Annotated in this window: 15 protein-coding genes and 2 pseudogenes; 8 read left to right on the forward strand and 9 right to left on the reverse strand. The window is 69.4% G+C overall.

Annotated features, from left to right (window positions below; all coding sequences use genetic code 11):
• The 5 genes and pseudogenes from PV341_RS20650 to trxA all read left to right on the forward strand — a co-directional run.
• Positions 1-678, forward strand: a pseudogene (locus PV341_RS20650) (serine/threonine protein kinase); the annotation flags it as partial.
• Positions 679-697: 19 nt separating this feature from the next.
• Positions 698-1,390 (forward strand): RNA polymerase sigma factor SigM, encoded by a 693-nt coding sequence (sigM, locus tag PV341_RS20655; RefSeq protein WP_500358655.1) that lies wholly within the window; start codon positions 698-700, stop codon positions 1,388-1,390.
• On the forward strand, positions 1,387-2,250 hold the full coding sequence (locus tag PV341_RS20660) for an RsmA family anti-sigma factor (protein WP_500358657.1): 864 nt from the start codon (positions 1,387-1,389) through the stop codon (positions 2,248-2,250). Before sigM ends, PV341_RS20660 begins: the two co-directional genes overlap by 4 nt.
• Positions 2,251-2,359: 109 nt before the next feature.
• Positions 2,360-3,346: a thioredoxin-disulfide reductase gene (gene trxB / locus PV341_RS20665; RefSeq protein WP_500332032.1), complete on the forward strand. Its 987-nt coding sequence runs from the start codon at positions 2,360-2,362 to the stop codon at positions 3,344-3,346.
• A 47-nt stretch (positions 3,347-3,393) separates the two neighbouring features.
• The gene (gene trxA, locus PV341_RS20670) at positions 3,394-3,723 is read left to right on the forward strand and encodes a thioredoxin (RefSeq protein WP_431958961.1); all 330 of its coding nucleotides are present in this window, start codon (positions 3,394-3,396) and stop codon (positions 3,721-3,723) included.
• A gap of 56 nt (positions 3,724-3,779) precedes the next feature.
• Here the strand turns inward: trxA and PV341_RS20675 are convergent, their stop codons facing one another.
• The 9 genes from PV341_RS20675 to rpmH form a co-directional block, all read right to left on the reverse strand.
• The gene (locus tag PV341_RS20675; protein WP_499512894.1) at positions 3,780-4,397 is read right to left on the reverse strand and encodes a GNAT family N-acetyltransferase; all 618 of its coding nucleotides are present in this window, start codon (positions 4,395-4,397) and stop codon (positions 3,780-3,782) included.
• Positions 4,398-4,694: 297 nt separating this feature from the next.
• Positions 4,695-5,804 carry a ParB/RepB/Spo0J family partition protein gene (locus PV341_RS20680; RefSeq protein WP_499512893.1) on the reverse strand — a complete coding sequence of 370 codons (1,110 nt, stop codon included), beginning with the start codon at positions 5,802-5,804 and terminating at the stop codon, positions 4,695-4,697.
• On the reverse strand, positions 5,801-6,850 hold the full coding sequence (locus PV341_RS20685; RefSeq protein WP_500332034.1) for a ParA family protein: 1,050 nt from the start codon (positions 6,848-6,850) through the stop codon (positions 5,801-5,803). Before PV341_RS20685 ends, PV341_RS20680 begins: the two co-directional genes overlap by 4 nt.
• 253 nt (positions 6,851-7,103) lie before the next feature.
• Positions 7,104-7,820 carry a 16S rRNA (guanine(527)-N(7))-methyltransferase RsmG gene (gene rsmG, locus PV341_RS20690; RefSeq protein WP_499512891.1) on the reverse strand — a complete coding sequence of 239 codons (717 nt, stop codon included), beginning with the start codon at positions 7,818-7,820 and terminating at the stop codon, positions 7,104-7,106.
• Between the two features lie 104 nt (positions 7,821-7,924).
• Positions 7,925-8,422 (reverse strand): Jag family protein, encoded by a 498-nt coding sequence (locus PV341_RS20695; RefSeq protein WP_499512890.1) that lies wholly within the window; start codon positions 8,420-8,422, stop codon positions 7,925-7,927.
• Positions 8,423-8,437: 15 nt separating this feature from the next.
• Positions 8,438-9,490 (reverse strand): membrane protein insertase YidC, encoded by a 1,053-nt coding sequence (gene yidC / locus PV341_RS20700; protein ID WP_500332035.1) that lies wholly within the window; start codon positions 9,488-9,490, stop codon positions 8,438-8,440.
• A gap of 2 nt (positions 9,491-9,492) precedes the next feature.
• Entirely contained in the window at positions 9,493-9,813 is a 321-nt protein-coding gene (gene yidD, locus PV341_RS20705) for a membrane protein insertion efficiency factor YidD (protein ID WP_037731476.1), read from the reverse strand.
• Positions 9,810-10,184, reverse strand: coding sequence for a ribonuclease P protein component (gene rnpA, locus PV341_RS20710; RefSeq protein WP_500332036.1), 375 nt, complete (start codon positions 10,182-10,184; stop codon positions 9,810-9,812). The genes yidD and rnpA overlap by 4 nt, the downstream gene beginning before the upstream one ends.
• 26 nt (positions 10,185-10,210) lie before the next feature.
• Positions 10,211-10,348, reverse strand: a complete 138-nt coding sequence (gene rpmH, locus PV341_RS20715; protein ID WP_003975051.1) for a 50S ribosomal protein L34 — start codon at positions 10,346-10,348, stop codon at positions 10,211-10,213.
• A gap of 389 nt (positions 10,349-10,737) precedes the next feature.
• Between rpmH and dnaA the strand changes: the two genes are divergently transcribed.
• The 3 genes and pseudogenes from dnaA to gnd form a co-directional block, all read left to right on the forward strand.
• Positions 10,738-12,495, forward strand: coding sequence for a chromosomal replication initiator protein DnaA (gene dnaA, locus PV341_RS20720; protein ID WP_500332037.1), 1,758 nt, complete (start codon positions 10,738-10,740; stop codon positions 12,493-12,495).
• Between the two features lie 838 nt (positions 12,496-13,333).
• A complete protein-coding gene (dnaN, locus tag PV341_RS20725; RefSeq protein WP_500358659.1) occupies positions 13,334-14,464 on the forward strand; it encodes a DNA polymerase III subunit beta in 1,131 nt (376 codons plus the stop codon).
• Positions 14,465-14,543: 79 nt separating this feature from the next.
• Positions 14,544-15,425 (forward strand): annotated as a pseudogene (gene gnd / locus PV341_RS20730) (phosphogluconate dehydrogenase (NAD(+)-dependent, decarboxylating)); the annotation flags it as partial.
• Positions 15,426-15,439 lie beyond the last annotated feature (14 nt).

Here is a 15,439-nt window from a genome sequence, read left to right on the forward strand (position 1 = left end):
CCCCCGGCCCTGCCCGGCCGCACCGGCAAGGCCCTCAAGTGGTCCGTCTCGGCCCTCCTCATCGTCGCCCTCGGCCTCGGCAGCTGGCAGCTCGCGGAGACCCTGATGGACCGCGAGAACCAGGCGAGGTCCGGAGGGACCTCCACCTCCCACAACACGGGCGGCGACGGCGGCAGCGACAACGGCGGCGCGAACCAAGTGACGCTGAAGCCGCTGCCGGTCCAGGACGCCGCCGAGTACTACCCGGACGGCACGCCGCAGCACACCGACCAGGTGAAGCTCACCTACGACCAGGACGCCGGGAGCTACTGGCGCAGCAGGAGTTTCCAGAAGGGCCCGGTGCTCGCCCCCTACAAGAAGGGGGTCGGCATCGTCTACGACCTCGGTGCCGTGAAGAAGCTGAGCACGGCGACGATAGGCCTCTACTACGGCGGAGACCACACCACGGTCGAGCTGTACGCAGCGGACTCGTTGTCCTCGTCGGCCGACCTCTCGGGCATGAAGAAGATCGCCACGGTCAAGACCTCCGGTCGTTCCGCCAAGCTCACGACGAAGCAACCCGTGGAGACGCGGTACGTTCTCGTCTGGCTGACGGCCATGCCCAACTCTCCGGCGGACAACTTCAGCGGGTCGGGGTACAAGCAGGCCATCACCGACGTGAGGTTCGAGGGGCAATAGCCCCGCGGGGAGGGGGACGGTGGGCACGCAAGGAACGGGCGGGGAGGTCAGCGACAGCGACCTCCTCGCCCGTCATGTCGCGGGGGACCCGAACGCCTTCGGGGAACTCGTCCGCCGGCACCGCGACCGGCTGTGGGCGGTGGCGCTGCGGACCCTGGGGGACCGCGAGGAAGCCGCGGACGCCGTGCAGGACGCGCTCGTCTCGGCCTTCCGCTCCGCCCACACCTTCCGCGGGCAGTCGGCCGTCACGACCTGGCTGCACCGCATCACCGTGAACGCGTGCCTGGACCGGGCACGCAAGGCCGCCTCACGCCGCACCGCTCCGGTCACGGACGAGAAGCAGTTCGAGGAACTACTCGAACCCCATGAGTCCGCCGCGGCCCCCGCCGAGCGGGGCGAGCTCCACCGGGAACTGCTGCGGGCGCTCGGGACGCTCCCCGTGGAGCAGCGGGCCGCCCTGGTCCTGGTCGACATGCAGGGCTACCCCGTGGCCGAGGCCGCCGCCGTCCTGGACGTGCCGACGGGGACGGTCAAGAGCAGATGCGCCCGCGGCAGGGCACGACTGCTGCCGCTCCTCTCCCATCTACGGGAGGCGCCGGGGAGTAGCGGCGATCACCCAGGGGGAAGGAACCGGACGGAGAACGCATCCGTCCCAGAGACGGAGGCCCGGCCGGGCCACGGCTTCACGAAGGGCGGAGGTGGACACCCATGACGTCGACGACGGGTACGGACGAGCACCCCGAGGTCGCCGAGATCTCCGCGCTCACCGAGGGCATCCTCCCGCCCGAGCGCTCGGCCGACGTCCGCGGGCACATCGACGGCTGTGCGCTCTGCGCCGACGTCCACGCCTCGCTGGACGAGATCCGGGGGCTGCTGGGCACCCTCCCCGGCCCGCCCCGGATGCCGGCCGACATCGCGGGCCGGATCGACGCCGCACTCGCCGCCGAGGCACTGCTCGCCGCGGGCGGGGCCGATGTTTCACGTGAAACAGAGACCACGGAGCCGTCCCGTGTTTCACGTGAAACATCGGCCCCGGCAGACGGAAGGCCCACCGGCCGCGGCACCGGTCCCAGCGGGCCCGGCCGCCCGGGCACCCGGTCCCGTCGCCGCTGGGGGAAGGGGATCCTCATCACCGCTTCCGTGGCCGCCGTGCTCGGTCTCGGGACCGTCCTCGCCCAGTCCGGCTGGAACGCCGGGGGAAGCTCCGACAGCCAGTCGTCGTCGGCCTCCGATGCGGGTGCCAAGGCTGACGCCGACATACTCGGCGTGCAGGTACACGATCTGCTGACAGACCGCACGAGCAAGGGCCCGGAGAGCAAGCCCCAGGGGCAGTCCCCCATGGTCGGCATGGACAGCGCCGCGCCGTCCTGCGTCCTGGGGGCCGTCGACCGCCGGGAGGCCCCGATCGCCTTCCAGCGGGGCAGGTACGAGGGCATGGACTCCTACCTGGTCGTGATGCCGCACGAGGGCGACCCCGCACTGGTCGACGCCTACGTCGTGGACGCCTCGTGCGCCACCGCGCAGCCCCCCGACACGGGCACCCTCCTCCGTGAGGAGACATACCCTCGCTAGCGCCGCGCCGATGGGAATGCCCGGACCGTAGGATCCGTTAGGCGGGATGACAATGGTCCCGTCGCCGAGGCACCCGGCGAGTCGGCACAGCAGAGACGAGGAAGCACCCGTGAGCGACGTCCGAAACGTGATCATCATCGGTTCCGGTCCGGCGGGATACACAGCCGCGCTCTACACCGCCCGCGCCTCCCTCAAGCCCCTGGTCTTCGAAGGGGCGGTCACGGCCGGCGGTGCTCTGATGACCACGACCGATGTGGAGAACTTCCCCGGCTTCCGCGACGGCATCATGGGCCCCGACCTCATGGAGAACATGCGGGCCCAGGCCGAGCGGTTCGGTGCCGAGCTGATCCCGGACGACATCGTCGAGGTCGACCTCGCGGGCGACATCAAGACCGTCACCGACTCCGCGGGCACCGTCCACCGGGCGAAGGCCGTCATCATCGCCACCGGTTCCCAGCACCGCAAGCTGGGCCTGCCCAACGAGGACCAGCTCTCCGGTCGCGGCGTCTCGTGGTGCGCCACCTGTGACGGCTTCTTCTTCAAGGACCACGAGATCGCCGTCATCGGCGGCGGCGACACCGCCCTGGAGGAGGCGACCTTCCTGTCGCGCTTCGCCAAGAGCGTGAAGGTCGTCCACCGCCGGGACACCCTCCGCGCCTCCAAGGCCATGCAGGAGCGTGCCTTCGCCGACCCGAAGATCTCGTTCGTCTGGGACAACGAGGTCGCCGAGATCAACGGCGACGGCAAGCTCTCGGGCCTGGTCCTGCGGAACACCAAGTCCGGCGAGACCTCCGAGCTGCCGGTCACCGGACTCTTCATCGCGATCGGCCACGACCCGCGGACCGAGCTGTTCAAGGGCATCCTCGACCTGGACGAGGAGGGCTACCTCAAGGTCGAGTCCCCCAGCACCCGTACGAAGATCCCGGGTGTCTTCGCCGCCGGCGACGTCGTGGACCACACCTACCGCCAGGCGATCACCGCCGCGGGCACCGGTTGCTCCGCCGCCCTGGACGCCGAGCGCTACCTCGCCGCTCTGAGCGACGCGGGCAGCGAGCACACCCGCGAGCCCGAGCAGACCGTCGCCGCGGTCGTCTGACCGCACCGCACGAACAACCACCCTTCCTACACACCGAGGAGACAGCCGTGGCCGGCAACACCAAGACCGTGACCGATGCGACCTTCGACGAGGAGGTCCTGTCCAGCGACAAGCCCGTGCTCGTCGACTTCTGGGCCGAGTGGTGCGGTCCGTGCCGCCAGATCGCCCCCTCCCTGGAGGCGATCGCCGCGGAGCACGGCGACCAGATCACCATCGTCAAGCTGAACATCGACGAGAACCCGGTCACCGCCGCCAAGTACGGCGTCATGTCGATCCCGACCCTCAACGTCTACAAGGGCGGTGAGGTCGTGAAGACCATCGTCGGCGCCAAGCCGAAGGCCGCCATCGAGCGCGACCTGTCCGACTTCATCGGCTGAGCACCGCAGACGGACACGAAAGGGCCCGCCCCCGTGAGGGGCGGGCCCTTCGTCCGTCACAGGGGCCGCAGCGCCGGTTCCTTCTGCACGGCGCCGAGCAACCGGTCGATCGCCATCTCGACGTCCTCCTTCCAGGAGATCGTCGTCCGCAGTTCCAGCCTCAGCCGGGGGAACCGCGGGTGCGGCCGCACCGTCTTGAACCCGACCGCCAGCAGGTGCTCGGCCGGGAGCACGCACGCGGGCTCCTCCCAGCGCGCGTCACCGAAGGCTTCGATCGCCCGGAAGCCCCGTCGCACAAGGTCCTTGGCCACCGACTGCACCAGGACCCGGCCCAGTCCCTGTCCCTGGAAGCCCGGGAGGATGCGGGCGGTCATCAGCTGGACCGCGTCGGGGGAGACGGGACTCGTGGGGAAGGCCGTCGAGCGCGGCACGTAGGCCGGCGGGGCGTAGAGCACGAAGCCGGCCGGCACCTCGTCCACGTAGACGACACGGCCGCAGGAACCCCACTCCAGAAGCACCGCGGAGATCCAGGCTTCCTTCTCCAGTTCGGGCTTGCCGGCCTGGACGGCGGCCTCACCGCTTACCGGATCGAGTTCCCAGAAGACGCACGCGCGGCAGCGGTTGGGGAGATCCGGGAGGTTGTCCAGCGTGAGCGGAACGAGCCGACGCCCCATGAGGTCTGACCCTCGTTTCTGTCGTGGACCCAACTGCCGACGAAGCCACCCACGGCGCCCAGCCCAAGCCCCGCTGCGAGGAGGGCGGCTTTCTGCCAATCGTGCTCGACTCCGACGCGCCGCACCGATCGCATGAGCCCCTCCTCGGAGGTAGTGCTCCATCCCGTACGCATCGTATCCGTGAGCGGACAAGTCCGACACCGGAGCAACGCGAACGGCACAGCAAAAAGCGGGCCACATCCCTCTCGGGATGCGACCCGCCCAGAAGTTGCGGCCCGTCACATGACGGGGAGAGGATCACTCCTCCTCGTCGGTCTCCTCGGTGAGCGACCGCTCGAGGACCTCGCCCTCACCCGGGGCCATCGAGCCGAGGATGCGCTCCAGGTCCTCTATCGAGGCGAACTCCACGACGATCTTTCCGCGCTTCTGCCCGAGGTCCACCTTCACCCGGGTCTCGAAGCGGTCGGAGAGCCGCAGGGCGAGATCGGTCAGCGCGGGGGACATCCGCTTGCCGGCCCGGGGGGACGGGGCCTTCCTCGTCGGCTGGGACTCGGAGTTCATCACATGCACGATCTCCTCGACCGCGCGCACCGAGAGCCCCTCGGCCACGATCCGGCTGGCGAGCCGGTCCTGGTCCTCCACGTCCTCCAGGGCGAGCAGGGACCGTGCGTGCCCGGCGGAGAGCACACCGGCCGCCACACGGCGCTGTACGGGCGCGGAGAGCTTCAGCAGGCGCAGGGTGTTGGAGACCTGGGAGCGGGAGCGGCCGATGCGGTCGGCGAGCTGCTCGTGCGTGCAGGCGAAGTCCTTGAGGAGCTGGTCGTAGGCGGCCGCCTCCTCCAGCGGGTTCAGCTGGGCACGGTGCAGGTTCTCCAGCAGCGCGTCCAGGAGAAGCTTCTCGTCCTCGGTGGCCCGCACGATCGCCGGGATGGCTTCCAGGCCCGCCTCACGGCTGGCCCGCCAGCGACGCTCACCCATGATGAGCTCGTAGCGCTCCGGTCCGACCTGACGGACGACGACCGGCTGCAGGAGGCCGACCTCCTTGATGGAGGTGACCAGCTCGGCCAGCGCGTCCTCGTCGAAGACCTCACGCGGCTGACGCGGGTTGGGGATGATCGCGTCCAGCGGCAGCTCGGCGAAGTACGCCCCTGCCACCATCGGCGGCTCCTGGGCCGCGATGGCTTCCGGGGTTTCACGTGAAACCGGGATCGCAGCGGTGCCCTCACGGCCCTGCTGTTCCACCAGGGCCGCCACCTTGGCGACGGCGACCCCTCGTTCCGGCGCCAGGACCGGGGCGGCGTTCGCCGCCGTCGCCACCGCGGTCGCGGCCGCCGCGTCCGCACCGTTCGGTGCGGCGGGAATCAGCGCGCCGAGACCACGGCCGAGTCCTCTGCGTCGCTCACTCACTGGATCCCCTCCGACGTGTTCTGCTCATTGACTTCTTGGGTGCGTCCCAGCCCGCGCAGGGCCATCTCGCGTGCCGCCTCGAGGTACGACAGCGCTCCGCTCGAACCTGGATCGTAGGTCAGCACCGTCTGGCCGTAGCTGGGGGCCTCCGAGATGCGGACCGAGCGCGGGATGCTCGTGCTCAGCACCTCCTTGCCGAAGTGGGTGCGCACTTCTTCGGCGACCTGCGAGGCGAGCCGGGTCCGGCCGTCGTACATGGTCAACAGGATGGTGGAGACGTGGAGCTTCGGGTTGAGGTGGCCCCGGACCAGTTCCACGTTGCGGAGCAGCTGGCCCAGTCCTTCCAGGGCGTAGTACTCGCACTGGATGGGGATGAGGACCTCGGCACCGGCCACCATGGCGTTGACGGTCAGCAGACCGAGCGAGGGCGGGCAGTCGATGAGGATGTAGTCCAGCGGCTGCTCGTAGGACTCGATGGCCCGCTGCAGCCGGCTCTCCCGGGCCACCAGCGAGACCAGCTCGATCTCGGCCCCGGCCAGGTCGATGGTGGCGGGGGCACAGAACAGGCCCTCCACGTCCGGCACCGGCTGGACGACGTCGGAGAGCGGCTTGCTCTCGACCAGGACGTCGTAGATGGAGGGGACTTCGGAGTGGTGGTCGATCCCGAGGGCGGTGGATGCGTTGCCCTGGGGGTCGAGGTCGACGACCAGCACCCGGGCCCCGTGCAGGGCCAGGGAGGCGGCCATGTTGACCGTGGTGGTGGTCTTGCCGACCCCGCCCTTCTGGTTGGCGACCACGACCACTCGGGTCTGGGGTGGGCGGGGGAGTCCTTCACCGGCCCGCCCCAGCGCCTCCACGGCCAGTTGGGCTGCACGGCCGATGGGGGTGTCGTCCATCGGGGGCGGTGTTTCACGTGAAACATCATCCCCGAACGACTCGGTACGGGGACCGGGGACCGGATCGGCCATCGGTCCCGCGATGTTGGCGTCGGACCGCAAGGATTCACTCTCCTCGACTACAAGCTCGCAATGAACAGAGCCTGCCATGCTTTCGGGGTCACGAACCAGTGAGGGCCGTTCTCCTGTGGATGAATCCACCGGTTGGGTCGCTGAATGGGTCATCTCGACGGCTCGATGAGAGAGCGATTCGGCCGCGGCACGGGCGCGGCCGAGGATTCCTGGAAGCAGAGAGCGCCGTTTCACGTGAAACACGATGCGCAGCGCGGCGACCGTTTCCTACACGACACTCCGGATCATGTACGTATGGCCGTTTGTATGGAGCACACGACCCCGGCCGCGATCAGCGCTGGCGCCGTCGGCTCTCCCGGGCCGCCTTGGCCCTCCGGGTCGCCGCACGGACACCGCCGGGGCTCTCCCCCGCGAGCACCCGCACCACGGTCGACAGCGGATCCACGATCCCCTCGCCGACCTGGACCACGGAGGTCTCCACGGCACCGAGACGGCTCAGCGCGGCACGCGCCGCCTTCAGCTCCTCCTCGGCCGTGTCGCCCTTGAGGACGGTCATCTCCCCGTGCGGACGGAGCAGGGGAAGCCCCCAGCCGGCGAGCCGGTCCAGGGGGGCCACGGCGCGCGCGGTCACCACGTCCACCGGAGGCACCTTGCCCACCATCTCCTCGGCCCGTCCACGCACCACCACGACGTTGGACAGCCCCAGCAGCCGCACGGCCTCCTCGAGGAAGGTGGTCCTGCGCAGCAGCGGCTCCAGCAGGGTGATGCTGAGGTCCGGCCGGGTCAGTGCCAGTGGAATGCCCGGCAGTCCCGCCCCCGAGCCCACGTCGCACACCGAGACGCCCTGGGGGATCACCTCGGCGAGCACCGCGCAGTTCAGCAGATGGCGTTCCCACAGCCGGGGCACCTCCCGCGGACCGATCAGCCCTCGACGCACCCCCGCGTCGGCCAGCAGTTCCGCGTACCGCACCGCGTCCGCGAAGCGCTCCCCGAACACCTCACGTGCCGCCTCCGGCGCCGGGGGAAGCTCCGCCGCTGCCTCCGTCACGAGAACCGTCCTTCCGTTGTTACGGGCCTTCTCCAGGCTGACAAGATTCGGCCCCGCCTGCGAACAGACGGGGCCGAGTGAGTACCGCTGAGACCGGGGGAGGTTCAGGAGGCCGGAAGGACGACCACCCGGCGCTCGGGCTCCTCGCCCTCGGACTCGCTGCGCAGCCCCGCGGCGGCCACGGCGTCGTGCACGACCTTGCGCTCGAAGGGCGTCATCGGCTTCAGCTTGACCGGCTGGCCGGAGCCCTTGACCTCCTCGGCCGCCTTCTCGCCCAGCTCGGTCAGCTCGGCCCGCTTCTGCGCCCGGAAACCGGCGATGTCCAGCATCAGCCGGCTGCGGTCGCCGGTCTCCCGGTGGACCGCGAGCCGGGTCAGCTCCTGGAGCGCCTCCAGCACCTCACCGTCCCGGCCGACGAGCTTGTTGAGGTCACGGCTCGACGGGTCGCCGACGATGGAGACCGAAGCGCGGTCCCCTTCGACGTCCATGTCGATGTCACCGTCGAGGTCGGCGATGTCCAGCAGCCCCTCGAGGTAGTCGGCCGCGATCTCGCCCTCCTGCTCGAGGCGGGTGAGCGCGTCGGTGGTGTTGCCGTCCGTCACGGCAGGACTCCTCTACTACTTCTTCTTCGACAGGTTCGGCTTGTCCGCGCCGCTGCTCGGCTTGGGCTTGGTGCCCGCGGTCGTTCCGCCGCCCGGCTTGGGCTTCGGCTTGGTGCCGCCGGCAGCAGCACCCGGCTGCGCGGGACCGCCCGTCTGGCGCTGGGACTTGGTCTGGCGCTTGGGCTGGCTGCGCTTCACCGGCGCCGCGTCCTGCGGCTCCTTGCCGGCGGCGGGCTCGTCCTTCAGCTTGCCCTTGGCCTTCAGGCGCTCCTGGCGCTGCTGGAAGGCGAGGCTGCCGGGGGTCGGGTTCCGGCGGATGACGAACATCTGCTGCCCCATGGTCCACACGTTGGTGGTCAGCCAGTAGATGAGGACACCGACGGGGAAGTTGATGCCGAAGACGGCGAACATGATCGGGAAGACGTACATCAGCATCTTCTGCTGCTGCATGAACGGCGTCTTCACCGTCATGTCGACGTTCTTCGTCATCAGCTGGCGCTGCGTGTAGAACTGCGAGGCCGACATCAGGATGATCATGACGACGGTGACCACGCGGACGTCGGTGACCGAGGCGCCCAGCGTGGCGAGCTTGTCAGCGCTGTCGGTGAACTTCGCGGCGAGCGGGGCGCCGAAGATGTGGGCCTTCTGGGCGCTGTTGACCAGGTCCTGGCTCATCACGCCGACCTGCTTGCCCTGCGCGATGTAGCTCAGCACGTGGTACAGCGAGAAGAAGAAGGGGGACTGCGCCAGGATCGGAAGGCACGAGGAGAGCGGGTTGGTGCCCGTCTCCTTGTACAGCTTCATCATCTCTTCGGACTGGCGCTGCTTGTCGTTCTTGTAGCGCTCCTGGATCGCCTTCATCTTGGGCTGGAGCGCCTGCATGTTCCGGGTCGACTTGATCTGCTTCACGAAGAGCGGGATCAGGCAGATCCGGATCAGGACCACCAGAGAGACGATCGACAGACCCCAGGCCAGGCCGCCGTCCTTGTCAAAGACAAGGCCGTACAGCGAGTGGAACTGGACAATGATCCACGAAACGGCGGCGTAGAGGGGGTTCAAGATCCCCACGGTCAGGCTCCTTGGGCATGAGGCGTCTCGACGGGCTCGGGAGTAACGGACCCGCCTGGTGCGTCACCCCGGAGGGCTTCGCGCAGGCGAGCGTGCCACGGCGGTCGCTTGCGCGGGGGGACATGGTCCACACCGCCGAGCGACCACGGGTTGCAACGCAGGATCCGCCACGCGGTCAGGGCAGTGCCCTTGATCGCGCCGTGCCGATCGATCGCCGTATACCCGTAGTGGGAGCACGAGGGGTAGTACTTGCAGACCGGACCGAGCAACGGGCTGATGGTCCACTGGTAAATCTTGATCAAGGCCAGCAACGGGTACTTCATAGCGCCACCCCCAGGAGCCTCCCGAGGGCGGCATCCAGGTCTCGGGCCAGCTGTGAATGGTCTGCGTCACCCGCACCGGGCAGCGCTCGTACGACTACCAGGCTACCGGGGGGCAGCACGGACAGACGTTCGCGGACGAGGTGACGAAGCCGACGCTTGACCAGGTTCCGGGTCACGGCGTCACCGACGGCCTTGCTCACGACGAAACCCGCACGCGCCGGGGAAGCACTCCCCCCCGCCGCGTGCGGGTCCCTTGTGTCACTGTCGGTGCGCAGGTGGACGACCAGGAGCGGCCGTCCGGCCCGGCGTCCTCGACGTACCGCCGTCGCGAAGTCCTGGCGCCGCCTCAGCCGATTACCGGTGGGCAGCACGACTCACACCTCGCGCTTCGGTGCGATCAGGCGGACAGACGGGCGCGGCCCTTGCTGCGGCGGGTCGCGAGGATGGCGCGGCCGGCACGCGTACGCATACGCAGCCGGAAGCCGTGGGTCTTGGCGCGACGACGGTTGTTCGGCTGGAAGGTGCGCTTGCTCACTCGGGGGCTCCAGGATGAATCGGGTGGTGGCGGGGCGTCGCCTGGCTGTCACCGTGCGCCCACGAGAAGCTCGCGGAACATTCAGGTGTGCACCGCTTGACGATCACCTTGGTGATCCTCGCCCATCGGTAGGCAGGCGGCAGCAGCCATCGACAACTCGACCTGGTTACGGTACGCGGGGCCGCGGCATCAGGTCAAACCCGCCGGGGCGCGGGCCGTCGGCACCGCCATCCGGACGTGGTTTTGCACACCCTGTGGACAACGACTTGAACCAGGTAGCCCGCGCTGACTACCGTGGCCGAACCCCGAAACATTCCCGTCCGTCCCAAGAACCACACCTTCGTGGGACCCATCGGCACCAACCAGCGACCGACGAGAGAGCGTGCACTGTGGCTGACGTAACTGCCGATCTTGCCTCAGTGTGGCCCAGGGTCCTGCAGAAATTGCTCGCCGAAAGCGACGACCTCAAGCCGAAGGACGCGGAGTGGCTGCAGCGGACGCAGCCGCTGGCGCTCGTCGCGGGCACGGCGGTGCTGTCCGCCCCCAACGAGTTCGCCAAGAGCGTGCTGGAGGGACGGCTCCTCCCGCTGATCACCGATGTCCTCAGCCGTGAGTTCGGGCACCCCGTGGGCATCGCCATCGCCGTGGCCTCGGGCGGCGAACCGGAGGCGGCCCCCGCGCCGCCGGCCCCGGTCGCCCCCGAACCACAGTCCCAGGGCCAGCAGCAGCCCCCCGTGTACGGGGCGGAGCCCGCCCGGTACGGCGAGCAGCCGCACGGCTACGGCGAGGTCCCGCGGATGCGCCCGGCCTACCCCGACCACGCGGTCGGGTCCACCGGCGGTGCCGGCGGCTGGCCGCCCCACGAGCCCGAGGACCGCTGGCAGCAACAGCACTTCGGCGACTACCAGGAGCGCGAGCCGTACCGGCCGCCCGCCTCCCGCTACGAGATCCCCCCGCCCCACCAGCCTCAGGGGCGTCCGGAGCCGGTGCCGCCGCAGCGGCCGGCCATGCCCACCATGCCGACGCCGCGCACCGGTGGCGGCAGTGGTGCCGGTTCCGCCACGGGCGCCGGGACGGGGGCGAGCGGTTCGGGTGGTTCCGTGGGCCCGGCCGAGCCCACGGCGCGGCTGAACCCCAAGTACCTCTTCGACACCTTCGTCATCGGCGCCTCCAACCGCTTCGCGCACGCCGCGGCGGTCGCCGTCGCGGAGGCACCGGCCAAGGCGTACAACCCGCTGTTCATCTACGGGGAGTCCGGCCTCGGCAAGACGCACCTGCTGCACGCGATCGGGCACTACGCCCGCAGCCTCTACCCGGGGACACGGGTGCGCTACGTGAGCTCCGAGGAGTTCACCAACGAGTTCATCAACTCCATCCGCGACGGCAAGGCGGACGCGTTCCGCAAGCGCTACCGCGACATGGACATCCTGCTCGTCGACGACATCCAGTTCCTGGCGAGCAAGGAGTCGACGCAGGAGGAGTTCTTCCACACCTTCAACACCCTGCACAACGCCAACAAGCAGATCGTGCTCTCCTCGGATCGGCCGCCCAAGCAGCTGGTGACCCTGGAGGACCGGCTGCGCAACCGCTTCGAGTGGGGCCTGATCACCGACGTCCAGCCGCCCGAGCTGGAGACCCGGATCGCGATCCTCCGCAAGAAGGCCGTGCAGGAGCAGCTCAACGCCCCGCCGGAGGTGCTGGAGTTCATCGCCTCCCGGATCTCGCGGAACATCCGCGAGCTGGAGGGCGCGCTGATCCGCGTGACGGCCTTCGCCAGCCTCAACCGGCAGCCGGTGGACCTCCAGCTCACCGAGATCGTGCTGAAGGACCTGATCCCGGGCGGGGAGGACTCCGTCCCCGAGATCAGCGGGCAGGCGATCATGGCGGAGACCGCCTCGTACTTCGGTCTGGACGTGGAGGACCTCTCGGGCTCCTCCCGCAGCCGGGTGCTCGTCACGGCCCGGCAGATCGCCATGTACCTGTGCCGTGAGCTCACGGACCTGTCGCTGCCCAAGATCGGCGCCCTGTTCGGCGGCCGCGACCACACGACCGTCATGCACGCGGACCGCAAGATCCGCTCCCTGATGGCCGAGCGGCGGTCGATCTACAACCAGGTCACCGAGCTCACCAACCGCATCAAGAGCTGAGCGCAGCGCCCTCGGCGTCCACCGAGACCTCCACAGCGCCCCGGGCCAACTCCCGGGGCGCTTCTCGTTGTTCGATTGCGCCGGCCGTGTCTTGGGGACAGGAACGTCTCTCCACAGGCGGGGGCGGTTTTCCCCCGTCCACAGCCTGGGGATGCCCGGGTTGTCCCGAACGTGTCCACAGGCACGGCCGCGGGATACTCATTCGGGCTGCTGGAGGCCGTGTGGATTTGTGGGCAACCCTGATCCACAGACTGTGGACGCTCCGGCCGCCCACAAGGCCGCCCTCCCGGTTGTCCACCGGCCGCCCACAGGCAGGGGCTCGTTGTCCCCAGTCAGGGGCCACTTCTCCACAGTCCTGTCCACTGTTCGGCAACGGAACACACCCGCTCACCGATCGGAGTGAACCGCATCACACCAACGTGGTGGGTTGGGCTGGGGAGAACCTGGGTATTCCTGGGGACAGCGCTGGGGAGAACCGGAGCCTCCCTGTGAATCGCGTGTGCACAACTTCCGGGCGTCCACAGATCGGCCGGGTTGTCCACGGGCTCCACCCACAGGCGCGGTGGATAAAAAACAGGGCCTGACCTGCACCGGGACCACTTATCCACGGTATCCACACCCCCTATTACTACGACCAGGGATAGTTACCGGGGAACCTGCTTCGAAGTGGGGCCTGTGCACAACCGAGCCGCGGGCCGTCCGCCTCCCCGCCCTCCGGCTTGACCGCAACCCGCACCGCATGTCCGTGGCGGCTGTCAGACTGTTCTCCGGCAAGAGGGCCAGCAGGGCCAAGAGACAGTCGGCCACAGACAGCCAGCAACAGCAGGAGGCGGTTCCGGTGAAGATCCGGGTGGAGCGCGATGTACTCGCGGAGGCAGTGGCCTGGGCGGCCCGCAGTCTCCCGGCCCGTCCCCCGGTGCCGGTCCTGGCGGGCCTGCTGCTGAAGGCCGAGGAAGGCCAGCTGAGCCTGTCCGGCTTCGACTACGAGGTCTCGGCCCGCGTCTCCGTGGAGGCGGACGTCGAGGAGGACGGCACCGTCCTGGTCTCCGGCCGGCTGCTCGCCGACATCTCGCGGGCGCTCCCCAACAGGCCTGTGGAGATCGCCACCGACGGCGTGCGCGTGAGCGTCGTCTGCGGCAGCTCGCGATTCACACTCCACACCCTGCCTGTGGAGGAGTACCCGGCGCTGCCCGCGATGCCGACCGCCTCCGGCACCGTCCCCGGCGAGGTCTTCGCCGCGGCCGCCGCCCAGGTCGCGATCGCCGCCGGCCGTGACGACACCCTGCCGGTGCTCACCGGTGTGCGGATCGAGATCGAGGGCGACACGGTCACCCTGGCCGCCACCGACCGCTACCGCTTCGCGGTCCGCGAGTTCCTGTGGAAGCCGGAGACCCCGGACATCTCCGCGGTCGCCCTGGTGCCCGCCAAGACGCTGCTGGACACCGCCAAGTCCCTCACCAACGGCGACTCGGTCGCCATCGCCCTGGCCGGCTCCGGCGCGGGCGAGGGTCTGATCGGCTTCGAGGGCGCGGGCCGCCGCACCACCACCCGCCTGCTCGAGGGCGACCTGCCGAAGTACCGGACGCTCTTCCCGACCGAGTTCAACTCCGTCGCGGTGATCGAGACCGCTCCGTTCGTCGAGGCCGTCAAGCGCGTGGCCCTGGTGGCCGAGCGCAACACTCCGGTCCGGCTGAGCTTCGAGCAGGGCGTGCTGACCCTGGAGGCGGGTTCCAGCGACGACGCACAGGCTGTGGAGCGTGTGGACGCCAAGCTGGAGGGCGACGACATCTCGATCGCCTTCAACCCGACCTTCCTGCTGGACGGCCTGAGCGCGATCGATTCGCCGGTGGCGCAGCTGTCGTTCACCACGTCGACCAAGCCCGCGCTGCTCAGCGGCCGTCCGGCGGTCGACGCCGAGGCCGACGACGCGTACAAGTACCTGATCATGCCGGTCCGGCTGTCAGGCTGACGCGAGGCCTGTCCGGTCGCGTCGCCCTGCAGGTACCGACGTAGGCTCGACGTAGGTCAGGCAGGCTTCGAACGAAGGATCAACGATGGAGCTCGGTCTCATCGGTCTCGGCAAGATGGGCGGGAACATGCGCACGCGCATCCGCCAGGCCGGTCACACTGTCGTCGGCTACGACCGCAACCCGGATCTCGCCGATGTCCACAGCCTGCAGGAACTTGTGGACAAGCTCGCGGCCCCGCGGGTGGTGTGGGTGATGGTGCCGGCCGGCGCCGCGACCCAGGCGACGATCGACGAGCTCGGCGACCTGCTCTCCCCCGGTGACGTGGTCGTCGACGGCGGCAACTCCCGCTGGACGGACGACGAGAAGCACGCCGAGGAGCTGGCCGCCAAGGGCATCGGCTTCGTCGACTGCGGTGTCTCCGGCGGCGTCTGGGGCCTGGAGAACGGCTACGCGCTGATGTACGGCGGCGAGCCCGAGCACGTCGAGAGGGTGCAGCCGGTATTCAACGCCCTCAAGCCGGTGGGGAACTTCGGTTCCGTCCACGCCGGCAAGGTGGGCGCCGGCCACTTTGCCAAGATGGTCCACAACGGCATCGAGTACGCCATGATGCAGGCCTACGCCGAGGGCTGGGAGCTGCTGGAGAAGGTCCACTCGGTCACCGACGTGCGCGAGGTGTTCCGCTCCTGGCAGGAGGGCACCGTCATCCGCTCCTGGCTGCTGGATTTGGCCGTCAACGCCCTCGACGAGGACGAGCACCTCGCCAAGCTCAAGGGGTACGCCGAGGACTCCGGCGAGGGCCGCTGGACCGTCGAGGCGGCCATCGACAACGCCGTGCCGCTGCCCGCGATCACCGCGTCGCTCTTCGCCCGCTTCGCGTCCCGCCAGGACGACTCCCCGCAGATGAAGATGATCGCCGCGCTGCGCAACCAGTTCGGCGGCCACGCCGTCGAGAAGCACTAGTCACACCCACGGGA

Source organism: Streptomyces sp. PA03-1a, from assembly GCF_033792805.1.
In the GTDB taxonomy this organism is placed as follows: domain Bacteria; phylum Actinomycetota; class Actinomycetes; order Streptomycetales; family Streptomycetaceae; genus Actinacidiphila.